General features: G+C 65.4%; 24 protein-coding genes and 1 tRNA gene. 19 read left to right on the forward strand and 6 right to left on the reverse strand.

The genetic code is table 11. The annotated features are described in order from the left end of the window. Positions 1 to 112 precede the first annotated feature (112 nt). From AC5RU7_RS11555 to AC5RU7_RS11565, 3 genes are all read right to left on the reverse strand, one after another. Positions 113 to 346, reverse strand: coding sequence for a hypothetical protein (locus tag AC5RU7_RS11555; protein ID WP_494009164.1), 234 nt, complete (start codon positions 344 to 346; stop codon positions 113 to 115). A 6-nt stretch (positions 347 to 352) separates the two neighbouring features. Then, complete coding sequence (locus AC5RU7_RS11560) at positions 353 to 829, reverse strand: hypothetical protein (protein ID WP_494009165.1); 477 nt, start codon at positions 827 to 829, stop codon at positions 353 to 355. Positions 830 to 1042: 213 nt separating this feature from the next. Continuing rightward, positions 1043 to 1125 (reverse strand) — tRNA-Leu (locus tag AC5RU7_RS11565). A gap of 170 nt (positions 1126 to 1295) precedes the next feature. Here AC5RU7_RS11565 and AC5RU7_RS11570 point away from each other — a divergent pair. Next, positions 1296 to 2600 (forward strand): M20/M25/M40 family metallo-hydrolase, encoded by a 1305-nt coding sequence (locus AC5RU7_RS11570; protein ID WP_494052336.1) that lies wholly within the window; start codon positions 1296 to 1298, stop codon positions 2598 to 2600. A gap of 12 nt (positions 2601 to 2612) precedes the next feature. Beyond that, entirely contained in the window at positions 2613 to 3773 is a 1161-nt protein-coding gene (locus tag AC5RU7_RS11575; protein WP_494009167.1) for an acyl-CoA dehydrogenase family protein, read from the forward strand. Positions 3774 to 3853: 80 nt separating this feature from the next. Here the strand turns inward: AC5RU7_RS11575 and AC5RU7_RS11580 are convergent, their stop codons facing one another. After that, on the reverse strand, positions 3854 to 4087 hold the full coding sequence (locus AC5RU7_RS11580; RefSeq protein ID WP_494009168.1) for a DUF5703 family protein: 234 nt from the start codon (positions 4085 to 4087) through the stop codon (positions 3854 to 3856). Between the two features lie 39 nt (positions 4088 to 4126). Here AC5RU7_RS11580 and AC5RU7_RS11585 point away from each other — a divergent pair, with 39 nt between their 5' ends. Next, complete coding sequence (locus AC5RU7_RS11585; protein ID WP_013600974.1) at positions 4127 to 4390, forward strand: hypothetical protein; 264 nt, start codon at positions 4127 to 4129, stop codon at positions 4388 to 4390. Positions 4391 to 4416: 26 nt separating this feature from the next. Here the strand turns inward: AC5RU7_RS11585 and AC5RU7_RS11590 are convergent, their stop codons facing one another. Then, positions 4417 to 5352 (reverse strand): aldo/keto reductase, encoded by a 936-nt coding sequence (locus AC5RU7_RS11590; protein WP_494009169.1) that lies wholly within the window; start codon positions 5350 to 5352, stop codon positions 4417 to 4419. Positions 5353 to 5404: 52 nt separating this feature from the next. Between AC5RU7_RS11590 and AC5RU7_RS11595 the strand changes: the two genes are divergently transcribed. Continuing rightward, positions 5405 to 6238 carry an undecaprenyl-diphosphate phosphatase gene (locus AC5RU7_RS11595; RefSeq protein WP_494052337.1) on the forward strand — a complete coding sequence of 278 codons (834 nt, stop codon included), beginning with the start codon at positions 5405 to 5407 and terminating at the stop codon, positions 6236 to 6238. Positions 6239 to 6253: 15 nt separating this feature from the next. Continuing rightward, positions 6254 to 7531, forward strand: coding sequence for a cysteine--1-D-myo-inosityl 2-amino-2-deoxy-alpha-D-glucopyranoside ligase (gene mshC, locus AC5RU7_RS11600; RefSeq protein ID WP_494052338.1), 1278 nt, complete (start codon positions 6254 to 6256; stop codon positions 7529 to 7531). Positions 7532 to 7621: 90 nt separating this feature from the next. On the opposite strand, the gene AC5RU7_RS11605 is transcribed toward mshC, so the two are convergent. Further along, positions 7622 to 8527: a PAC2 family protein gene (locus AC5RU7_RS11605; protein ID WP_494052339.1), complete on the reverse strand. Its 906-nt coding sequence runs from the start codon at positions 8525 to 8527 to the stop codon at positions 7622 to 7624. A gap of 150 nt (positions 8528 to 8677) precedes the next feature. On the opposite strand from AC5RU7_RS11605, the gene AC5RU7_RS11610 reads away from it, so the two are divergent. The 14 genes from AC5RU7_RS11610 to tatA all read left to right on the forward strand — a co-directional run bounded on the left by AC5RU7_RS11610 (position 8678) and on the right by tatA (position 22809). Next, positions 8678 to 9424: an HAD family hydrolase gene (locus AC5RU7_RS11610; RefSeq protein WP_494052340.1), complete on the forward strand. Its 747-nt coding sequence runs from the start codon at positions 8678 to 8680 to the stop codon at positions 9422 to 9424. Then, positions 9411 to 10583 carry a site-2 protease family protein gene (locus AC5RU7_RS11615; RefSeq protein ID WP_494052341.1) on the forward strand — a complete coding sequence of 391 codons (1173 nt, stop codon included), beginning with the start codon at positions 9411 to 9413 and terminating at the stop codon, positions 10581 to 10583. Before AC5RU7_RS11610 ends, AC5RU7_RS11615 begins: the two co-directional genes overlap by 14 nt. A gap of 96 nt (positions 10584 to 10679) precedes the next feature. Beyond that, positions 10680 to 11744 carry a tRNA (adenine-N1)-methyltransferase gene (locus AC5RU7_RS11620; RefSeq protein ID WP_494052342.1) on the forward strand — a complete coding sequence of 355 codons (1065 nt, stop codon included), beginning with the start codon at positions 10680 to 10682 and terminating at the stop codon, positions 11742 to 11744. Positions 11745 to 11825: 81 nt separating this feature from the next. Further along, positions 11826 to 13577 (forward strand): proteasome ATPase, encoded by a 1752-nt coding sequence (arc, locus tag AC5RU7_RS11625; protein ID WP_494052343.1) that lies wholly within the window; start codon positions 11826 to 11828, stop codon positions 13575 to 13577. Further along, a complete protein-coding gene (gene dop, locus AC5RU7_RS11630; protein ID WP_494052344.1) occupies positions 13574 to 15247 on the forward strand; it encodes a depupylase/deamidase Dop in 1674 nt (557 codons plus the stop codon). Before arc ends, dop begins: the two co-directional genes overlap by 4 nt. 85 nt (positions 15248 to 15332) lie before the next feature. Next, positions 15333 to 15536 carry a ubiquitin-like protein Pup gene (locus tag AC5RU7_RS11635; RefSeq protein ID WP_009358585.1) on the forward strand — a complete coding sequence of 68 codons (204 nt, stop codon included), beginning with the start codon at positions 15333 to 15335 and terminating at the stop codon, positions 15534 to 15536. A gap of 79 nt (positions 15537 to 15615) precedes the next feature. Next, positions 15616 to 16437, forward strand: a complete 822-nt coding sequence (gene prcB, locus AC5RU7_RS11640; protein ID WP_494052345.1) for a proteasome subunit beta — start codon at positions 15616 to 15618, stop codon at positions 16435 to 16437. Between the two features lies 1 nt (position 16438). Next, entirely contained in the window at positions 16439 to 17149 is a 711-nt protein-coding gene (prcA, locus tag AC5RU7_RS11645; protein ID WP_494009180.1) for a proteasome subunit alpha, read from the forward strand. A gap of 8 nt (positions 17150 to 17157) precedes the next feature. Then, complete coding sequence (gene pafA / locus AC5RU7_RS11650; RefSeq protein WP_407709467.1) at positions 17158 to 18522, forward strand: Pup--protein ligase; 1365 nt, start codon at positions 17158 to 17160, stop codon at positions 18520 to 18522. 113 nt (positions 18523 to 18635) lie between these two features. Continuing rightward, positions 18636 to 19565, forward strand: coding sequence for an FKBP-type peptidyl-prolyl cis-trans isomerase (locus AC5RU7_RS11655; protein WP_494052346.1), 930 nt, complete (start codon positions 18636 to 18638; stop codon positions 19563 to 19565). A gap of 70 nt (positions 19566 to 19635) precedes the next feature. Then, positions 19636 to 20031: an FKBP-type peptidyl-prolyl cis-trans isomerase gene (locus AC5RU7_RS11660; RefSeq protein ID WP_009358590.1), complete on the forward strand. Its 396-nt coding sequence runs from the start codon at positions 19636 to 19638 to the stop codon at positions 20029 to 20031. Positions 20032 to 20160: 129 nt separating this feature from the next. Beyond that, on the forward strand, positions 20161 to 22146 hold the full coding sequence (locus AC5RU7_RS11665) for a helix-turn-helix transcriptional regulator (RefSeq protein WP_494052347.1): 1986 nt from the start codon (positions 20161 to 20163) through the stop codon (positions 22144 to 22146). 10 nt (positions 22147 to 22156) lie between these two features. Further along, complete coding sequence (locus AC5RU7_RS11670; RefSeq protein WP_494052348.1) at positions 22157 to 22504, forward strand: hypothetical protein; 348 nt, start codon at positions 22157 to 22159, stop codon at positions 22502 to 22504. A gap of 32 nt (positions 22505 to 22536) precedes the next feature. Further along, positions 22537 to 22809, forward strand: coding sequence for a Sec-independent protein translocase subunit TatA (gene tatA, locus AC5RU7_RS11675; RefSeq protein ID WP_009358592.1), 273 nt, complete (start codon positions 22537 to 22539; stop codon positions 22807 to 22809). The last annotated feature ends 21 nt before the right edge of the window (positions 22810 to 22830 follow it).

Below are 22830 nucleotides of genomic sequence, written 5' to 3' on the forward strand. Positions count from 1 at the left end.
ACAGGCTGCTGGCGGCCCTGGCCGGCTCAAATGTTGACGTAGCAGACTCCGCAACAAGAAGAGCCAGCCCCCGTTCGCGGTGGAGCTGGCTCTTCCGTGTGGAAAGTTCGTGTTATGACGCCTGCGGTTCTTCCCGGGCGAGTTCCTTGATCCACTCCGGAGTGGTTCTTCCGAGCCGGCGGTCAGTCACGAGCCTCAACTGAGCGGCCGCAATCTGCACACCGCGGTCATAGGACGCGGGCCGGTGGGAGAGTTTCGGGGAGCCAGCGGCATGCTTGGGTTCTTTCACCGCGGCGCCGTTTGAGTCATGGTCGCGGTCTGATTCCGGGGCGGTCATCATGCTCATCGCCTCCTACACCTCATCCTTGGTTGTTGATTCATTGTCGCCCGGTTCCGGCCCGTCGTCCACCCTGCCCGGACGCGCCTGCTGACGCAATTCCGCCCGGGTTTGCTCGGCGACTTCCAGCGGGTCCACCCACGCGGACGTGATGATCTGCAGTTCCTCCGGCCCCGCAAGGGTGCTCTCGGCCAGCACCGACATCACCCGAAGCCCCAGCTTCGCCCGGTCAGGCTCGTCGGACATCGAGCTGTCGATCGCCCACTGCGTACGCTTCCACCATTCTGCCCGATTGTCAGCCTCCCGTTTCTGCGCGAGGGCCTTCTCGTCGGCCGTGGTCCGCTGCCGGAGGGTGTTCCACCCGATGAAAGCGGCAAGCAGGGCACCAAGCAGCACGGCCAGCGGACCCAGGGCCGCCAGAATCTGCCACCACTCAGCCGGACCGGTGTCCACTATGACTTGGACGGGGCTGGGGGAGGGAGTCGGATCCACTGGACCAGCTTAGGTGGGGCATGAGCGGATCCGGTGTTTTGGCGCCCGTGCCGCGGTCAGTCTCCAGCTACTCCCGGGCACGAGAGCGGAAACGCGCACCCGGAGGACGGGGACCTGCGGCGATGTCGTATCCAACACATCCTGCCCGGGAGGGTATGGGTGAGGGCACGAAAAAGCCCCGGAAAATCTGTGATTTTCCGGGGCTTCCCTTTGTGCGCGGAGGGGGACTTGAACCCCCACCCCCTTTCGAGGACTAGCACCTCAAGCTAGCGCGTCTGCCATTCCGCCACCCGCGCAGGTGGTATTCCGGGAGCCGTTCACACCTTCCGGTGTTTCGCGCCTCTCCGAAGCAGCGAGAAAAACTCTAACACGACTTTCCGGGAACAACGAATCGGGCCATATGGGTAGGCTGAGGGCAGCGGTTTCCGCCCGTGCCAGCCAGTCATTCGCTAACGAGGAGCTCTCAATGCCTGACGTCCTGCCCGAGGATGAAGTTGTCCGGATCTGCCAGGAGCTCATCCGGATCGATACCTCGAACTACGGGGACGGATCCGGGCCGGGGGAGCGGGCGGCCGCTGAATACGCCGCCGGGCTGATCGAGGAAGTGGGCCTGGACGCCGAAATCTTCGAGTCCGCCCCGGGCAGGGCGAACGTGGTGACCCGCCTGGCGGGCGAGGATCCGTCCGCCAGCGCCCTGGTGGTGCACGGCCACCTGGACGTCGTCCCCGCCCTTCGCGACCAGTGGTCTGTGGACCCGTTCGGTGCCGAACTGAAGGACGGGCTGATCTGGGGACGCGGCGCCGTCGACATGAAGGACATGGACGCCATGATCCTTTCCGTCCTGCGCAGCTTCGCCCGGACAGGAAAGAAGCCCAAGCGGGACATCATCTTCGCCTTCTTCGCCGATGAGGAAGCAGGCGGGGCCCTGGGCGCCCGCTACGCTGTGGACAAGCGCCCCGAACTCTTCGAGGGGGCCACGGAAGCGATCTCGGAGGTGGGCGGGTTCTCCGCCACTATAGGCGGCCAGCGCACCTACCTCCTGCAGACGGCGGAAAAGGGCATCTCCTGGCTCCGCCTCGTGGCGCACGGCCGCGCCGGCCACGGCTCCCAGATCAGCACGGACAACGCCGTCACCCGCCTGGCCGCGGCCGTCACCCGCATCGGCGAGTACAAGTGGCCCATCGAACTGACGTCCACCACGCGCCAGTTCCTTGACGGCGTGACCGAACTCACGGGAGTGGAGTTCGACGCCGACAATCCGGACCGCCTGCTTGACCAGCTGGGCACGGTGTCACGTTTCGTGGGCGCCACCCTCCAGAACACCACCAACCCCACCCTGGTCAAGGGTGGCTACAAGCACAATGTCATCCCAGAATCGGCAGAAGCCCTCATAGACTGCCGGACCCTGCCCGGCCAGCAGGAGCAGGTCCTGGAGATCGTCCGCGAACTGGCCGGAACCGGCGTCGATGTCAGCTACGTCCACCAGGATGTTTCCCTTGAGGTGCCCTTCGCCGGGAACCTTGTGGACGCGATGATCGACGCCCTCCACTCCGAAGACCCCGGAGCCAAGGTACTGCCCTACACCCTGTCCGGTGGCACGGACAACAAGTCCCTCAGCAGGCTGGGCATCACCGGCTACGGCTTCGCACCCCTGATGCTCCCGGATGAACTCGACTTCACCGGCATGTTCCACGGCGTCGATGAGCGCGTTCCCGCGGACTCGCTCAAGTTCGGCGCCAGGGTCCTCAACACCCTGCTCACCAACTACTGACCAAGGAAGCCCATGACGCCTGAAGACGTGCTGCCGGACTCCCTCCTGGAACGGATCCGCAACAGGGCGGCCGGCTACGACCGGGACAACAGCTTTTTCCACGAGGACCTGCAGGAGCTTGCTGCCGCAGGTTACCTGAAGTTGTTTGTCCCCGCGTCCGACGGCGGCGTGGGCTTTGGCCTGGAAGCGGCGGCGCAGTGCCAGCGGAGGCTCGCAACGGCTGCCCCGGCCACCGCCCTGGCCGTGAATATGCATCTGGTATGGACCGGCGTCGCCTATGTTCTGAAGAGCCGCGGGGACAGCTCGCTGGAGTTCGTCCTCAAGGAAGCGGCAGAGGGCGAGGTCTTCGCATTCGGCAATTCCGAGGCTGGAAACGACGCGGTCCTTTTCGATTCCCGCACCGAAGCTACTCCTCTTCCGGATGGTGGTTACTCATTCACGGGCACGAAGATCTTCACCAGCCTGTCACCGGCCTGGACGCGGCTGGGGATTTTCGGAAAGGATCCGGAGGCAAGGGGCGGCGACGGCGAACTCGTCCACGGGTTCATCACCCGCGAGACGGCCGGCTACCGCATCCTCGATGACTGGGACACCCTGGGCATGCGTGCCAGCCAGTCCGCCACCACTGTCCTCGAGGGCGTGCAGGTCCCGGCGGAACGGATCTTCCGCAAGCTCCCCGTCGGGCCCAACCCGGATCCCCTGGTCTTCGCCATCTTTGCCTGCTTTGAAACGCTGCTGGCCGCCGTCTACACGGGACTGGGGGAGCGGGCGCTGGCTGTGGGCGTCGAAACAGTTACTCGCCGCACCTCATTCAAGAACGGCGGCCGGAGTTACGCCCAGGATCCGGACATCCGCTGGAAGGTTGCCGAGGCAGCAATGGCCATGGACAACCTTTACCCGCATTTGAAATCGGTGGCCGCCGACGTGGACACCGTTGCCGACCATGGCGCCCAGTGGTTCCCGAAGCTGGTGGGGCTAAAGGTCAATGCGACCGAGACGGCCCGGCGGGTGGTGGACCTGGCGATCCGGGTCAGCGGCGGATCCAGCTATTTTCGTGGTTCCGAACTTGAGCGGCTCTACCGGGATGTCCTCGCCGGCATGTTCCACCCGTCCGACGACGAATCGGCCCACAACACGGTGGCGAACGCCTGGCTGGGGCCACTCGAGAACTAGACAGTCCGTTGGACGAGTGAATACCTAGACGGTCCGTTGGACGAGTGAATACCTAGACGGTCCGCTGGACGGATGAATACCTAGACGGTCCGCTGGACCTGCAACACCTTGCGGCGGAGCCAAAACCGCCGGCCGCCGCCCACATACAGCTTGCTGCGTTCCAGTTCCCACTTGCCGTACTCGGAGTGTTCCACCAGGCGGCGCCGTGCGTCATGAAGCGAATCGTCGGGACTCACCGTCAGTACGAGGTACTCGTACTGCCTCAAATAGTCCCGTTCCCGCTGGACCGAGCTGGTGAGAAATTGTTCCTTCATTGCTCTCCATTTTCGTCCTTTTCCGGCTAACGTGAAGTCATGAGCATCGATCCGCGTGTCGCGCTTTCGTCCCTGACCACCGCTTTGGAAGAACACCTTATAGCAGCATCCAACCGCCGCGGAGATGGTGATCCGTCCGTTGAGGCAGCATTTTTCGCAGTGGCAGACGCCTTCGAAGTTTATGAAGATGCACTGTACGAGGCCTACAACGAAGTAACCCCGCTGCAGGTCTTTGATGACGAGGACGAAGAGGACGAGGAGAGCGACGTGGACGACGAGGATCTGGAGATCGTCGAGGAGTAACTCCCGGACAGCGGATCGGACTGAAGCTACCGCGCCGCGGACACGTCCTCCAAGGCCAGGGCAATTTCAGGCGGCAGCGGCGCCAGTTGCGCCTCTAGTATTTCCTTCAGCTGCACGGGTGTCCGTGCGCCCACGATCGCGGTGGACACGCCATGCTGCGACAGCAGCCAGCTAAGCGCCACATCCTGCGGTGACCTGCCCAGCCCTTTTGCCGCCATGCAGACCGCTTCTACCGTCCGGGACGGCTGCTCTGCCAGGTACGGCTCCACATACGCCGCCCCGGAAGCGGAAGCGCCCCGCGACCCGGACGGAATGCTGCCGCGGTACTTTCCGGTCAGGACGCCGCGGCCCAGCGGAGCCCAGGCCATCAGGCCCAGGCCGGCATCCTCCACGGCCGGAATGAGCTCGGCTTCCGGCTTCCGCTGGACGAACGAATATTCCGCCTGCACCGCCACCAGCGGGAAGCCCGCAACAGCCGCCGCCTTCGCCGCCTGCCAGCCGGTGAAATTGGACACACCCGCGTACCGGGCCCTGCCCGTCCGGACAGCAAACTCCAGGGCAGACAGGGTTTCCTCCAACGGAACGTTCCCGTCCCAGGCCTGGGCGAACCAGATGTCCACGTAATCGGTGCCGAGCCTGGCCAGGCTGGCCTCCAGCCCGGTGAGCATCGCGTTACGGGAGGTATCGACGGCGCGACGGCCATCCGGCGTCGTCATTCCCGCCTTGGTGGAGATGGTGACCTCGGTCCGGGCCACCACGTCGCCCAGCAGCGAACCCAGCATGGCTTCGGCGCGTCCTTCGGAGTAGGAGGCTGCCGTATCCACGTGCCGCCCGCCGGCGTTGAGGAAGGTGCGCAGCAGCTCGGAAGCGTCCTGTTCGTCGGTCTCGCCGGCCCAGTCCATGGTGCCGAGCGAGATGGCTGAAACACGCAATCCACTGTTGCCGACGTAACGCTGCTGCATAGCAGCAAGCTTACGGGCAGAACCACCCGTACCCATGCCGTAGGGTCTTAGCGTGAACTGGTTTGAGGTGGCCCTGCTGGGCCTAGTGCAGGGACTGACCGAATTTCTTCCAATTTCTTCTAGTGCGCATCTGCGGATCGTGGGTCAATTCCTTCCCAACGCCGCTGACCCGGGAGCAGCCTTTACCGCCATCACCCAACTGGGTACCGAAACGGCCGTGCTGGTGTATTTCTGGCGGGACATCGTCCGGATCGTCAAAGCCTGGGCAGGTTCTCTGCGTGGACAAGTGTCCCGGCAGGATCCCGACGCCCGGATGGGCTGGCTGGTCATCCTGGGCAGCCTCCCCATCATCGTGCTCGGCCTGCTGTTCCAGGATCAGATCGAGTCGGTGCTGCGCAGCATGTGGATCGTGGCCACCATGCTCATCGTCTTCGGCCTCTTCCTGGCCCTCGCTGACGCGGTCGGCAAGCAGAAGCGCGACCTCAACCACCTCACCTACAAGCACGGCATCCTCTACGGATTCGCGCAGGCCATGGCACTGATTCCCGGCGTCTCCCGGTCCGGCGGCACCATCACGGTCGGCCTGCTCATGGGATATACCCGTGAGGCCGCGGCGCGCTACTCCTTCCTTCTCGCCATCCCCGCAGTATTCGGCAGCGGGCTCTACCAGCTATACAAGGTGGTCTCCAAGGAGGGCATCACCGGACCCTACGGACTGCCTGAAACGGCCCTGGCGACGGCCATCGCCTTCGTGGTGGGCTACATCATCATCGGCTGGTTCCTGAAATTCGTCTCCACCCGCAGCTACCGCCTGTTCGTCTGGTACCGCATATTGCTGGGCCTGGGCCTGTACCTGCTGCTCGGTTTCGGAGTCATCAGCGCCTAGCACTAGGCTTGGTGTGTGAAATCCTGGTCTTCCCTCCCCGTTCCTGCCCTGCCCGGAAGCATGCCTGCCATCCGGTTGTTCGATACTGCGGCAGGCCGCGAGGTGGAGCTTGAGCCTGAGGCCCGGCCGTCCATGTACGTCTGCGGCATCACCCCTTACGACGCCACGCACATGGGCCACGCAGCCAGCTACGTGGCCTTCGACCTGCTCAACAGGGCGTGGCGCGATGCTGGCAAGGACGTCTCCTACGTCCAGAACGTGACCGACGTCGACGATCCGCTGCTGGAACGGGCCACGGCCACCGGAGTGGACTGGCGGGACCTCGCCGCCAGCCAGATCGAGCTGTTCCAGACAGACATGGAGGCGCTCAACGTCCTCTCCCCGGACCATTACGTGGGTGCGGTCGAATCCATTGGACTGATCGTGCCCGAGGTGGAGCGGCTGGTCAGCCTCGGCCTGGCCTACACGGTTGAAGGCACCAACGGGGAGCCGGATGGTGACGTCTATTACGACGTCGAAGCGGCCGGCAAGCAGTCTGTGGCACCGGGAGCATGGAGCCTGGGCAGCATTTCGGGACTGCCGGAGAGCGAAATGCTGGAGCTTTTCGCGGAACGCGGCGGTGATCCCGGCCGTGCAGGAAAGCGCCAGGCCCTTGACCCGCTGCTGTGGCGCGTGGCACGCGACGGCGAGCCGAGCTGGCCCGGCGGCAGCCTCGGCGCGGGCCGGCCCGGCTGGCACATCGAATGCACAGTGATCGCGCAGAAGTACCTGCCGTCCCCGTTCACCGTCCAGGGCGGCGGCTCTGACCTGATCTTCCCGCACCACGAAATGGGCGCCGGCCACGCGTTCTCGCTCGCGGGTGTGCCGCTGGCCAGGCACTTCGCGCATGCGGGCATGGTGGGGCTCGACGGTGAGAAAATGAGCAAGTCCAAGGGCAACCTGGTGCTGGTTTCCAAGCTGCGGGCCGCAGGGGAGGACCCCGGCGCCATCCGGCTCGCCATCCTGGCCCACCACTACCGCTCCGACTGGTCCTGGACTGACGAAAGCTTTGGCGCTGCGAAAGCCGACCTCGCAGCCTGGCGCCGGGCCCTCGAGCACGCCCCGTCAGGTTCCGCCGAACCGCTGATCTCCGACATGCGGGCTGCGCTGGCCGCTGACCTTGACGCACCGGCGGCCGTTGCCGCAGTGTCGCGGTGGGCACGCGAGGCGAACGACGGTGGTGCTGCCGCCAGCCCCGCCGACCGGGACCTCGTGAAGGATGCGGTGGACGCCCTCCTGGGCATCCGGCTCTAGGCCTTCACACAGGATTCCGGGGCTTACCAGCAAAGGGACTTGACGGGAACGTTTTTCCCGTCAAGTCCCTTTGTATCGCGTTATACGGGGTCAGGGCCTGTCCTGGCCCCGTCTCTTCAGGTAGCGCTCGAACTCGCGGGCAATGGATTCCCCGGTTGCTTCCGGCAGGTCCGCGGTGTCCTTCGCTTCCTCCAGCTGACGGACATACGCTGCGATCTCGGGGTCTTCGGTGGCAAGTTCGTCCACGCCCCGCTCCCAGGCATCCGCTTCCTCTGCCAGCTCGCGCGTATCCAGCGGCACCTGGAGCAGTTCCTCGATCCGGTGCAGGAGGGCCAGCTGTGCCTTGGGTGACGGCGCCTGCGCCACATAGTGCGGTACGGCGGCCCACAGCGAAACGGTGGGAATGCCCGCCAGGAGCGCCACCTCGGCCAGAACGCCCACAATGCCCACCGGACCTTCGTACTGCGAGGCTTCAAGGTTCATGCGTTCCCGCAGCGGCGCGTCGTCCGAGGACGTGCTGACCGGGATGGGCCGGCTGTGCGGGACGTCCGCCAGCAGGGCACCCACCAGCACCACGTAGTCAACGTTCAGCGCTTCCGCATGCACCAGCAACTCGGCCGTGTAGGCGCGCCATTTATAGGACGGCTCCGTACCCTGGACGAAGATAACGTCCACATTGGAGTTGGGTGCGCTTGCCTTGTAGATACGGGTGGAGGGCCACTTGATCTTGCGTTCGCCGGCGGCATTTCTGCGGACCGTAGGGCGGGTGAACTGGAAGTCGTAATACTCATCGGCGTCTATGGACGCCACCTTCTTGCCACCCCACAGCTTGTTCAGGTAGCGCAGCGAATCGCTGGCCGCCTCCCCGGCGTCGTTCCAGCCTTCAAAGGCGGCAAGCATCACGGTTACGCGTTCCCCGTCAGCCACGGGCTGCAGGAACCGTTCCCGCTCGGGTCCGGCACCCGGTGCGTCGGTGTCTCCCTCGAAGCTATTCATTTCTTCACCCTACGTCCAAGGTGCTTCCCCGCGCATGACTGAAGCGCCGCAAATCACCGGATACACATCCAGCAGCCGGGAACCATCCCGGATTCGGCCAAGGGCGTAAGCCCACAGGGTCCGCCCAGCAAGTCCCCGTAGACTGGGCACATGCGATTGCCTGCCTCCAGTTCCCCGCTCAAAGCCGTCCTCTGGGATATGGACGGGACCATCGTGGACACCGAGCCCTACTGGATCGCCGCGGAGCGCGCACTCGTGGAAGCCCATGGCGGCTCATGGTCCCATGAACAGGCCATGCAGCTGGTGGGTCAGTCCCTCACGTTTTCGGCGGGGCTCCTCCAGGAGGCCGGGGTCCGGATGGGGATCCGCGAGATCATCGACAGCCTTACCTCCACGGTCATCAGCAGCGTACGGCAGCAGGTGCCCTGGCGGCCCGGTGCACGGGAACTCCTTGAGGAGCTTCACCAGGCCGGCGTCCGGTGCGCCCTGGTCACCATGTCCGAGGGCCCCCTCGCGCGGCAGGTAGTGGACAGCCTGCCCCGCCCGTACTTCGAAATCCTCGTGACCGGCGATACCGTGTCCCGGGGAAAGCCTCACCCCGAGGCCTACCTCACGGCCGTAGAGCGGCTACAGGAACGCGACCCGGACCTGGGCATCCAGCATTGCGTGGCGCTCGAGGACTCGGCGCCGGGCGTGGCAGCAGCCGTTGCCTCTGGGGTGCCCACGGTGGCCATACCCCACATTGTTCCGCTGCCGGGGGACAGCCGCTACACTCTGTGGGACTCCCTTTCCGGCCGGTCCCTGCCTGACCTGGAGGCCCTCCTGCCAGCAAGCCAGGCCCTTGCCGCGGGCAGCGCAGGGGAGCCGGCCTCCGCCGTCGGACATGCCCGTGACTGAGACTCCCACTCCAGTGCGCCGCGAAGGCATCCCGCTCGGCAGGATCGCCGGCGTGCCCGTGGTGCTCGCCTACTCGTGGTTCATCATCGCCGCCTTCACAGTGATCGCTTACGGCCCGGTCCTTGGCCGCAGCAACCCCGCCCTCGGCGCCAGCGCCTACATCATTGCGTTCGCCTACGCAGTCCTGCTCCTGATTTCCGTGCTTGTCCACGAACTGGCCCACGCCCTGACCGCCAGGATCTACGGCTGGCCCACGCAGAAGATTGTCCTTAACCTCTGGGGCGGCCACACCCAGTTCGAAAGCTTCACCGCTTCGCCGGGAAGGTCGGTGCTGGTGGCCCTGGCCGGGCCTGCAGCCAACTTTTTGCTGGCCGGCGGCGCCTGGCTGCTGCTTTCCTCTGCAACGCTGGGCAGTGTGGCTGATATCCTCATCAACATTTTCATGTGGGCCAACTTCCTGATCGCCGTTTTCAACGTGCTGCCCGGGCTGCCGCTCGACGGCGGCCGGCTGGTGGAGTCCGCAGTCTGGAAAGCCACCGGAAGCCAAGCCAAGGGAACCATCGCCGCCGGCTGGGGCGGCCGTATCATCGTGATCGCCATTGCGTACTGGTTCCTTCTCCGCCCCCTGCTCGCCGGCGAAGAACCTGAATTCAGCCTGGTCCTGATCACCGTCCTGGTGGGAGGGTTCCTGTGGATGGGCGCCTCCGCTTCAATCCAGCAGGGCACGCTCCGCCGCCGGCTGCCACTGGTCAGCGCGCAGGCCCTGGCGAGCCCCGCCGTCGGACTTCCCGCTACCGCGACGGTCCAGGACGCACTGCGCCACGGGGCCGCGGGACAAAGCTTCGTGGTGGTGTACGGACCTGACGGCCGGCCCCAGGCTGTGGTGGATGCCACGGCACTGGCTGCCGTTCCGCCTGCTGCCGCCCCTTCCACCCCCGTTACAGCAGTCTCCTTTGCGCTGGCCCCCGGCGCGTACGTCCCGGAATGGGCGAAAGGACAGGAGCTCATCACCTTCCTTTCCCAGGTGGCAGGGCACCACTACGCCGTGATCGACCATAACGGCAGGGTCACCGGCCTGCTCTCGCAGGAGGCGGTGCTGGCAGCCATCACCGGGAAGCGGCCGCGGCCCGATAGGCGCCCGCAGGGCCAGAACCGGTAGAGTTACCTGCCGGTGTGCATCGCCGCCGCAGAAGCCACCATGTCTGCCACAGCACATCTCTGCGCGGCCCACAGGTTTACAGGAGCGAGGAACATCATGAGCAGCGAAACCGCCGTCAACGACGCCACAGCAGCAGCCGGGTCCGGCGCCGCCGCCGGCAGCTCGCAGCCGGTGGGAGCGGCCAGGCGCCGCGGGCCGTTCCGGGAAGGCGAACGCGTCCAGCTCACCGACGGGCGCGGACGCATGAACACCGTCACCCTTGAGCGCGGCGGCGCGTTCCACACCCACCGAGGCTTCCTCAACCATGACGACATCATCGGCAAGGTGGACGGCTCCGTGGTGGTCAACAACATTGGCCAGCAGTACCAGACCCTGCGCCCGCTGCTCTCCGACTTCGTGCTGTCCATGCCGCGGGGCGCGGCCGTCGTCTACCCCAAGGACGCCGGCCAGATCGTCACCATGGCGGACATCTTTCCGGGCGCCCGCGTGGTGGAAGCAGGTGTGGGCTCAGGCGCCCTCTCCATCTCCCTGCTCCGCGCCGTAGGCGACCAGGGCTACCTGCACTCCTTCGAACGGCGCGAGGAGTTCGCGGACATCGCCCGCGGAAACGTGGAAACCATCTTCGGCGGCCCGCACCCCGCATGGCAGATCTCCCTCGGTGACTTCCAGGAGGAAGTGGTCCGCAGCGAGGCGCCCGGCTCTGTGGACCGCGTGGTCCTGGACATGCTGGCACCTTGGGAGTGCCTCGACGCCGTCGCCACCGTCCTGGCCCCCGGCGGCGTCTGGATCAATTACGTCGCCACGGTCACCCAGCTTTCCCGCACGGCCGAAGCCATCCGTGCAGATGGGCGCTTCACCGAACCGGACGCCTGGGAGTCCCTGGTCCGCGGCTGGCACCTCGAGGGACTGGCCGTCCGCCCCGACCACCGCATGGTGGCCCACACCGGTTTCCTCCTGGTCACGCGCAGGCTGGCCGACGGCGTCACCGGCATCTCGGTCAAGCGCCGCCCGTCAAAGACCGAATTCAACGAAGAAGACGTCAACGCCTGGACGCCCGGTGCCGTGGGGGAGCGGCTGGTGTCCGACAAGAAGCTGCGCCGCGCCGCCCGCGACGCGATTGCCGGCACCAATGTCAAGGACGGCCCGGAGGTCACGAACTAGTCCACATTTCGGGAGTCGCCATCCCTACCTGCCTTCTTGGGGCTAATGTCTTAATAGAAGCGCAGGAAGGGGCTGATACAAATGGAGACTCCAAACCAGGACTCCGGACGTACACCGGCAGAGCAGTCTGCCGCCAATGACCTCTCGGTTGCCGACCGCCAGGTCAACATCCTCCGGGACAAGCTCAGGCACATCGACCGACAGTTGGCTGCCGCAACGCAGAACAACACCAAGCTGGTCAGCATGCTTGAGACCGCGAAAGCCGAGATCCTCCGGCTGAAGAACGCGTTGGACCAGGAAGGACAGCCGCCGTACAGCTTCGGCACCATCCTCCAGCTGAACCCCAAGCGCCCTCCGGTGCCCGGTGGCAGCGGGCAGGCTGCCACGGAGGAATCCGCTGACATCTTCAACGCCGGCCGGAAAATGCGCGTCGGCATCAGCCCGCTGGTGAACATCAACCAGCTCGCCGTGGGCCAGGAAGTCCTGCTGAATGAAGCACTCCTCATCGTGGCCGGCCTCGGCTACGAACGGGCCGGCGAACTGGCCACGCTCAAGGAAATGCTCGGCGCCGACCGTGCCCTGGTGGTGGGCCGCGCCGACGAAGAACGGGTGGTCCGCCTCTCCGGCGCCCTCCTTGCCGAGAAACTCCGCGTGGGCGATGCGCTCTCCATCGATTCCCGGACCGGGTACGCGCTGGAAAAGGTGCCCCGCTCCGAGGTGGAAAACCTCGTCCTGGAAGAAGTCCCGGACATCACCTACGAGGACATCGGCGGCCTCGGCCCGCAGATCGAACAGATCCGCGACGCCGTCGAACTTCCGTTCCTGCACCCGGACCTCTACCGGGAACACGGGCTGAAGGCGCCCAAGGGCATCCTGCTCTACGGGCCTCCGGGCTGCGGCAAAACCCTCATCGCCAAGGCCGTTGCCAACTCCCTCGCCGCCCGCGCCGCGGAGCGCTCCGGCAACGTGGACCTCAAGAGCTACTTCCTGAACATCAAAGGTCCGGAACTCCTAGACAAGTACGTCGGCGAAACCGAACGGCACATCCGCCTCATCTTTTCCAGGGCACGGGAAAAGGCCTCGGACGGCAGCCCGGTAGTAGTGTTCTTCGACGAGATGGATTCGCTGTTCCGCACGCGCGGCACCGGCATCTCCTCCGACGTCGAAACAACCATCGTGCCGCAGCTGCTGAGCGAAATCGACGGCGTGGAGCGGCTGGACAACGTCATTGTCATTGGCGCCTCCAACCGCGAGGACATGATCGATCCGGCCATCCTCCGGCCCGGCCGGCTGGACGTCAAAGTCAAGATCCACCGCCCGGACGCCGAAGCGGCGGCCGATATCTTCAACAAGTACATCACCACCGACCTGCCCTTCCACGAATCCGACCTGGCCGAGCACGACGGCGATGTCCAGGCAACGGTGGACGCCATGGTCCAGCGGACGGTGGAGGCCATGTACTCCACCGACAAGTCGAACGAATTCCTGGAAGTCACCTACGCCAACGGTGACACCGAGATGCTGTACTTCAAGGACTTCAACTCCGGCGCCGTGGTCCAGAACGTTGTGGACCGCGCCAAGAAGTACGCCATCAAGGACCTCCTGACCACCCACCAGAAGGGGCTCCGGATCGAGCACCTGCTGCGGGCTGTCGTGGACGAATTCCGTGAGCACGAGGACATGCCCAACACCACCAACCCCGATGACTGGGCCCGGATCTCCGGCAAGAAGGGCGAGCGGATCACCTACATCCGCACCATCGTGCAGGGCAAGGCCGGCCAGGAGCCTGGCAAGTCGATCGAAACCATGCCCACCACGGGACAGTATCTATGACGGCTGCACCGGAACCCGCCGCCGGGGGAGCACTCCCCGCCGGCGGGGCCATGCGGGTGATGGGCGCGGAAACCGAATACGGCATCCATGCCCCGTCCGCGCCTTCCGCCAACGCCACCATGATGAGTGCCCGGGTGGTCCAGGCCTACGCCCAGGTCACCCGGCAGCGCGCCGCCGGGGGCGCCGAAACGCGCTGGGACTACACCGACGAGGAGCCGCTGCACGACGCCCGCGGCTGGACCGTGGACCGCGGCGCGGCACACCCCAGCCAGCTGACCGACCAGCCGCCCGTCCTGGACGCCGAGGCGGTAGCCCTGGCGTACGGCCGTGAGGAACTCGAACTCGACGGGCAGGACGAGTCCGGCACGCTCCTGATGAACATGGTCCTCGGCAACGGTGCACGCCTGTACGTGGACCACGCCCACCCCGAGTATTCGAGCCCCGAGGTCACCAACCCGCGCGACGCAGTCACCTGGGATGCCGCCGGCGACCTGGTGGGGCTGGCGGCCGTGCGGCGGCTGGCCGCGGACCCTGACCTCCCGCCGGTTAACCTGTACAAGAACAACACGGACAACAAGTCCGTGTCCTACGGCTCGCACGAAAACTACCTCATGCCGCGCTCGGTGCCCTTCGGCGACATCGTGCGGGGGCTGACGCCGTTCTTCGTGACCCGCCAGATCTTTTGCGGGGCCGGCCGGCTGGGGATTGGCCAGGACGCTTCCGCGTCCGGCTACCAGATCAGCCAGCGCGCCGATTTCTTCGAGGCCGAGGTGGGCCTGGAAACAACCATCCGCCGGCCCATCATCAACACGCGGGACGAGCCGCACGCCACCGCGGACAAGTACCGGCGCCTGCACGTGATCATTGGTGATGCCAACCTCAGCCAGGTGTCCAACTACCTGAAGTTCGGGACGACCGCCATGGTCCTCAGCCTGATCGAGGCAGGCCTGGCGCCAAAAGTCGAGGTGTACGAACCTGTGCAGGCCCTCCAGACGGTCAGCCATGATACGTCCTTGACGGCAACAATGCGGCTGCTCGACGGACGGCGGGTCACCGCCCTGGACCTGCAGTGGATGTACCACGAGGCAGCGGCCAAGCTGGCACAGGATACGGGCGTCGGCGATGCCGTGGACGGGGACGGACACACGCATGATGTCCTGGAGCGGTGGGCCACAGTGCTCACCCAGCTGGACAGCAACCGGGCGGCGGCAGCCAGTTCCGTTGAATGGCTCGCGAAACTCTCGCTCCTGGACGGATACCGCCAGCGGGACAACCTGGACTGGGATGACGCCCGGCTGGGACTCGTGGACCTGCAATGGTCCGATATCCGGCCCGAAAAGGGGCTGTACTACCGCTTCCTTGCGAGGGGTCGCATGCAAAGGATCGTGGACGACGCCGCGATCGCCGCCGCCGTCGGGGAGCCCCCGGCCGACACCCGCGCATTCTTCCGGGGCAAGTGCATCAGCAGCTTCGGCAAGGATGTGGTGGGCGCGAGCTGGGACTCGGTGATCTTTGACGTTCCCGGATATGGCCGGCTGCAGCGGGTGCCCACCAGGGAGCCGCTGAGGGGAACCAAAACCCTCACCGGAGCGTTGTTCGAACGCTATCGGGAAGCGGGTCCCTTCCTCGCAGAGTTGTTGGGACACAATACCGCTCCGCCTGCGGCGTAAACCGCGCCGGACGGCCGCCAGCGTGGCAGGATTGGCATATCGGAGGATCCGCCGGATCCAATGATCCATAGAAGGAGGGAAAACGATGGCAGGCCAGGAGCAAACGCAGCCGCAATCACGCGACAGCCAGGTCGACGAGGACATTCCTGAGGCGCCACCCGCACCGCCGGAAGCCCAGGCTTCGGCATCCACGGAAGGCGTGGACGACCTTCTGGACGAGATCGACGGCGTTCTGGAATCCAACGCCGAAGAATTCGTCCGGGCATTCGTCCAAAAAGGCGGCCAGTAACCCGGACCGGAAAGGTGGCGGAAGCCCCGGACGGACGGAATCTGTACCGACTTTAGTACTACGTTCAAGGAGTTCATGAGTGCAGGAATCAACCGCCAACCAGGTAGCCGCCAACGCCACCTCGTCCTTTACGGAACATCTGCAGCGGGACCGGCCGGAGCTTTTGCCCTTTAGCCGGTCCCCTCAGGGTGCTGCGTCCGCAGCTGCCCCGCTGCAGGTTCCGCACGCCACCACGATCGTCGCCATGAGCTACGACGGCGGCGTGCTGATGGCGGGGGACCGGCGAGCCACCATGGGGAATGTCATCGCCAGCAGGCACATCGAAAAGGTGTTCCCCGCGGACCGGTTCTCGGTTCTGGGCATCGCGGGGACTGCCGGCATTGCCATAGACCTGACGCGGTTGTTCCAGGTTGAACTTGAGCATTACGAAAAAATCGAAGGCACGCTCCTCAGCCTCGAGGGCAAGGCCAACCGCCTGGGGGCCATGATCCGCGGCAACCTGCCGCTCGCCCTGCAGGGCCTGGCCGTCGTCCCCCTGTTCGCCGGATTCGACACCAGCGCCGGCGTGGGAAGGCTTTTCTCCTATGACGTGACCGGTGGCCGGTACGAGGAGCACGAACACCACAGCGTGGGGTCCGGTTCGGTCTTCGCACGCGGAGCCCTGAAGAAACTGTGGCGGCCCAACCTCACGGCGGCAGAAGCGCTTGCCGTCGCGGTGGAGTCCCTTTACGACGCCGCCGACGACGATTCGGCCACAGGCGGCCCCGACACCGTCCGCCAGCTGTGGCCCGTGGTCTATACGGTGGACAGCTCCGGCGCCCGCCGGATTCCCGAGGCTGAACTCGCCGCCGCGGCACGCAACGTCATCGAAGCCCGCACCATTGCCGGACGGGAGGCCTGAGATGACGCAGCAGTTTTACGTATCGCCCGAGCAGCTGATGAAGGACCGTGCGGATTTCGCACGGAAAGGCATCGCCCGAGGCAGGTCCGTGGTGGTCATCAGCTGCGCCGACGGGATAGCGCTCGTGGCGGAAAACCCGTCACCGTCACTGCACAAAATCGGCGAGATCTACGACAAGATCGCGTTCGCCGCCGTCGGGAAATACAACGAATTTGAAAGCCTCCGGCAGGCCGGCGTCCGGTACGCGGACGTCCGCGGATACTCGTACGACCGCGAGGACGTCACCGCGCGCGGCCTTGCCAGCGTCTACGCACAGAGCCTGGGCGCCGTCTTCACCGCGGAGCAGAAACCTTTCGAGGTGGAACTCGCTGTGGCCGAGGTTGGTCCCACCCAGGAGGAGGACCACCTCTATCGGCTGACCTTCGACGGTTCGATCGCCGACGAACACAGCTTCGTGGTCATGGGTGGCCAGGCGGAGAAAGTTTCTTCAGCCATTGAAGGCGGATGGCGCAGCACGCTCAGCTTCTCCGAGGCCGTCCGGCTGGCCCTGTCCGGGCTGGCGCCGGCAGCCGATTCGGATGAATCAGCCAAGGCGATGCCGGCCAGGGCGCTGGAAGTTGCAGTCTTGGACAGGCTGTCCGAGAGTACACGCGGCTCCCGGCGCGCCTTCCGCCGGCTGAACGACGCGGACATCACTGCACTGCTGGCCTAGGAGGAAACATGGACAAGAGAATCTTCGGTATTGAAACCGAGTTTGGGATCTCCTATTCGAGCCCCGATTCCAGGCCTCTTGCCCCGGAGGAGGTGGCCCGGTACCTCTTCCGCAAGGTGGTCAGCTGGGGCCGCTCGTCCAATGTGTTCCTCACCAACGGTTCCAGGCTTTACCTGGACGTGGGTTCCCACCCCGAGTATGCCACCGCCGAATGCGACGACCTTGCCCAACTGATCGCGCACGACCGGGCGGGCGAGCTAATCCTGGACGACCTCGTGGATGAGGCCCAGGCGCGGCTGGCCGCGGAGGGGTTCAACGGCACCGTCTACCTGTTCAAGAACAACACGGACTCCGCCGGCAACTCCTACGGCAGCCATGAAAACTACCTCATCCCGCGCCGCGGTGAGTTCTCCCGGCTGGCCGAGATCCTGATTCCGTTCCTGGTCACCCGCCAGCTCATCGCCGGTGCGGGCAAGATCCTGAAGACGCCGCACGGGGCGACGTACGCGTTCTCGCAGCGCGCGGACCACATCTGGGAGGGCGTCTCCTCGGCCACCACCCGCTCGCGCCCCATCATTAACACTCGCGACGAACCCCACGCCGACGCCGAGTTCTACCGCCGGCTGCACGTCATCGTGGGCGATTCGAACATGTCCGAAGCTACTGCCCTGATGAAAGTGGGCACGGTGGACCTCGTCCTGCGGATGATCGAGGCCGGTGTGATCATGCGGGACATGAGGATGGAGAACCCCATCCGCAGCATCCGCGAGATCTCGCACGACCTCAGTGGCAGGGCCCTGGTCCGGCTGGCCAATGGCCGCCAGCTCACCGCCCTCGAAATCCAGCAGGAATACCTGACCAAGGTCACCGCCTTCGTGAAGGAAAACGGTGCCCACAACCCGCATGTCCCGTTGATCCTTGATCTGTGGGAGCGTACGCTCAAGGCCATCGAAAGCGGGGATTCCCGCGGTATCGAGACCGAAATAGACTGGGCGATCAAGAAAAAGCTGATGGACAACTACCGCGAACGCCACGGGCTGGGCCTGGATGCGCCCAGGATTGCGCAGCTTGACCTGACCTACCACGACATTTCCCGCGGCCGCGGCCTGTACTACCTGCTGCAGTCCCGCGGTGCGGTGCGGCGGATCGTGGACGACACCGTCATCAAGGACGCCGTCGACGCCCCGCCGCAGACCACCCGGGCCAAGCTGCGCGGCGACTTCGTCCGGCGGGCCCAGGAACTGGGCCGCGACTACACCGTGGACTGGGTACACCTGAAGCTCAACGACCGTGCCCACCAGACCATCCTCTGCAAGGACCCGTTCAGGAGCGTCGACGAGCGCGTGGATGCGCTTCTTGACTCTATGGGCTGACACCCAGCTTCAGGGTCTATTCTGGATAAGGCCCTTTACCAGGGCCTGCCGCGATCACGGCCGCTGCAACGCGGAGCATCGCATCCATCCTGCCCCGACGAAAGTTCTCTTACGTGCGCCGACTACTAGCAATCCTTCTTCCCGGCCTGCTGCTGCTCACCGCCTGCGGCGGCTCAAACCCCGCAGAGCCGGAACCCACCAGCCAATCCGCTGGCGAGACTGCAAAGTTCGACACCCTTAAACTGACCGACAACGGTGACAAGAAGGCCCCAGGCGTGGAGTTCACCAAGCCGCTCGAGGTGGCCGAACCCACCATCAAGGTGGTCAGCGAAGGCAGCGGGGAAACGGTGAAGGCAGACCAGATCGCCAACATCTCCATCCTTGCCCTCAACGGCACCGACGGCGCCACCCTCGAAGATACGTTCCCCAACGATCCGGAACCCCTGGAACTCAACGAGGAACTGAAAACCGGCAGCCCCGTCATCTACAACGCCTTTGTAGGCAGTAAGGTGGGCTCAAGCCTTGCGCTGGCAGTTCCGGGACAGGCTGCCACCGCCGGTGCGGAGGCCCAGCCCACCCAGCTCCTCGTGATCAAGGTCCTCTCGGCCACCGATGTGACGCCGGCGCTTGAGAAGCCGGAAGGCGAGACCGTCACCCCTCCCGCGGGACTGCCCACCGTGACCGAGAAGGACGGCGTACCGGAGATCAACGTCGAAGGCGTAGCCGCGCCCACCGCGCTGGTGTCACAGGACCTCATCAAGGGCAACGGCGCCGTGGTCAAGGAAAGCGACACCCTGACAGTCAACTACGTGGGCGTGACACTGGCCGGCGGCACCAAGTTCGATTCCAGCTTCGACCGCGGCGAACCGGCAAGCTTCCCGCTGACCGGTGTCATCAAGGGCTGGACACAGGGCCTGGCCGGCAAGACCGTCGGTTCCCGCGTCCTGCTGGTCATCCCGAAGGACCTGGCCTATGGCGACGCGGGCCAGGGCGAGGCAAAGGGCGATCTTGTCTTCGTAGTGGACATCCTCGGCGCCAAGTAGCAAGACTTACAAGGAGGCCGCAGCCGGCTGGCTTGTGGTACCAACCATCAGCACCCACAAAGGAGCAACCATGTCATTCGGACAGCGGGAATTCGACCGCCAGAAGCCCGAGATCGATTTCCCGGAAGGCGACGTTCCCACCGAACTCGTCATCAAGGACCTCATCGAAGGTGACGGCCGCGAAGCCAAGGCAGGGGACACCGTCTCCACCCACTACGTCGGAGTGGCCTGGTCCACCGGTGAAGAATTCGACGCCTCGTGGGGCCGCGGCGCGCCGCTGGACTTCCGTGTGGGCGTTGGCCAGGTCATCCAGGGCTGGGACCAGGGCCTGCTGGGCATGAAGGTGGGCGGCCGCCGCCGGCTGGAGATCCCCTCCGAGCTGGCCTACGGCTCCCGTGGAGCAGGCGGCGCCATCAAGCCCAACGAGGCTCTCATCTTCGTTGTGGACCTCGTCGGCGTCCGCTGACCCTACAGCTGCTGACGGGCGGCATCGAACGGTTCCGCCCCTTGAAAACGCGGCAACCGCCGGGACGTTCAGTTTCCGGCAGTTGCCGCGCTTTCTGCGTTCCGCCCGGAGTTTAGTAACGTAGCCAGAGTGTCCGCATCCCGCACTGAACGACTCCTCAATCTGCTGATCGCGCTCCTGAATACCCGGTACGGCCTGCGCCGCAGCGAATTGCGGGAAAAGGTGTACCACGACACCTCTGGCAATGATGTTGCCTTTGGCAGGATGTTCGAGCGGGACAAGAACGACCTGCGCCAGTTCGGCTTCGAGGTGGAAACACTGACGGACCTTGGCTGGAGCGGGGACGATCCCGCCACCACCCGCTACCGCATCGGCAAGGAATCCAACCGCCTGCCGGACGTCCAGCTGGACCCGGAAGAATGGACCGTGCTCCTCCTGGCTTCACAGCTGTGGGAGCGCGCCGCCCTGGGCACAGCCGCGCAAAGCGCCCTCCGCAAGCTCCAGGCGTCAGGCCGGATGGCTGACGTGGAACTGCCCGCCGGCCTGCAGCCGCGCATCAAGCCCGCCGGGCAGGCCTTCGACGACCTCGTTGCTGCCATGCATGCACGGCACCCGGTCACCTTCCGGTACCTTGCGGGCAGCACCGGCAAGGAGGAAGAGCGGACTGTGGAGCCGTGGGGCCTCGGCAGCAGGTTCGGGCAGTGGTACCTGGTGGGCCACGACCGGGCACGCCAGGCCACGCGACACTTCCGCCTGTCCCGCTTCACCAGTGCCGTGGCCACCCTGGACAACGACCAGTACTCGGCACCGGCCGACTTCAACATCCGCGCGGAACTGGACCGCCTCCCCGAACTGCCGCTCCGCACCGCCGTCGTACAGGTGAGGGAGGGCCGCCTGCTCGCCCTGCGGCGCCGCGCCCTGCCGGTTTCCCCTCCCACTGATGGCGCAGGTCCCGCCGCCGGCTATGACCGGATCAGCCTGCACTACCGAGACCCCGAAATTCTCGCCGAGGAACTCGCATCGTACGGGCCCGACGCCGTCGCTACCGCCCCGGAAGAGCTGGTGGAAGCGGTCCGAAGGAGGCTGCGCGCTGCCGCCGCCTTCAGTGACTCGCCGGCGCCGGACTACTCCTTCCCGCCGGCCCGTGCACGGCAGTCGCGTCCCCGGACCTCCGAGGACCAGCTCAAGCGAATGCTCCAACTGGTTCCGTTCCTGGTGCACAACCAGGGCCTGCACATCCAGGACGTGGCACGCCACTTCGGCGTGAGCCGGAAGGAGCTCGAAGACGACCTGCGGATCCTCATCTGCTCGGGGCTTCCGGAAGGGTATCCGGATGACCTGCTGGACATCCAGTGGGAGAACGACCATGTCTTCATCACCCAGGACCTGGACCTCAAGCGGCCGGTCCGGTTCACGGTGGAAGAGGCTTGTGCGCTCCTGACCGGCCTCGAAACCCTCAACGGACTCCCCGGCATCGCCGAGGGCGGCGCCCTTGAGTCCGTTACCCTCAAGCTGCTGGCTGCTGCGGGCGAGGAGGGCCTGCGGGCGGCGTCCCTCGCCGGACCGCAGATGGAACCTGCCGATGCCGCCACCCACGCCACCGTCCGGCAGGCCATCGAATCAGGAGCCCAGCTGCATCTGACATACCTGTCCCCGCAACGCGACAAGGTCACCGAACGTGACGTGGATCCGCTCAGGCTCTACTCCCTCGACAACACCTGGTACTTCGAGGCGTACTGCCACCTGGTGGACGGTTTTCGGAACTTCCGCCTTGACCGCGTCCAGGATGTCCGTCCCAATGGACGGCCCGTGGCGGAGGGCATCACGCCTGCTGCGGGAGTCCCCGCCAAACTCTTCACCCCGAACGACGACGACACCACGGTCACCGTCCAGCTCACCCGGCAGGGGAGGGGACTGGCAGACGACTACTACGCCGAGCGGACGGCAGAGCTTCCCGACGGCGGCCTGGTTGCCGAGATCCGGTTCGGCAACACGGCGTGGCTCCCGATGTTCGTGGCCCAGCACGGCGGTGCGGCGCGGATCCTGGCACCGGGGGATCTGGCGTCAGCGGCGCGGGAGTGGCTGGCGGCGTCGCTGGCCCGGTACGGCGGATAGACTTCTCAGCATGCCTTGGTGGTCCTGGATCCTTTTGTGGGTGGCGCTGGTCGCGCTCTCCTTGCTGTTCTATGTCCTTCTGGGCATCCGTCTCTTCCGCCAGTTCATGGCGACGGTCAAGGACCTGGGGGCGGCTGGGGAAAAGCTGGGGCAGCTGGGCCCGTTCCAGGAGCAGGAGGAGCCGGCAGCAACGCTGGCCACCATGCCCGGATCCGCGGTTTTTGCCTCGCCTGCCGTCATGCGACATGATTACGAGGCATCCACGTCAGCGCGGCGGGAAGAACGCCGCCGCCGGAGGGTCCAGCGCAAAGCGGACCGGGGCCAGCCGCAGGCGCTCGGGGATCTCGACTTCACATAGAAGTAGGATGTATTTAGAGGAAAGGATTTCCCATGGGAAGACTCTTTGATGGCCCCTGGCCAATCGTCATTATCATCGTCGTCGCGTTGCTTCTCTTTGCCGCGCCCAAACTTCCGGCCATGGCACGCAGCCTCGGCCAGTCCATGCGGATCATCAAGTCCGAGGTCAAGGAAATGAAGAACGACGGCAAAACCGACACCACCGACGCCTCCGGCCCGGTGGAAGGCACCATCGTGAACCACCCCAAGGCGAAGCCCGGTGAGCCGACAGACGGCACGGACGTCCCGCCGTCGAACCGCGCCTGACCCCCAGTGGCACTGTCGCGG

The organism is Arthrobacter sp. K410C, from assembly GCF_059090105.1.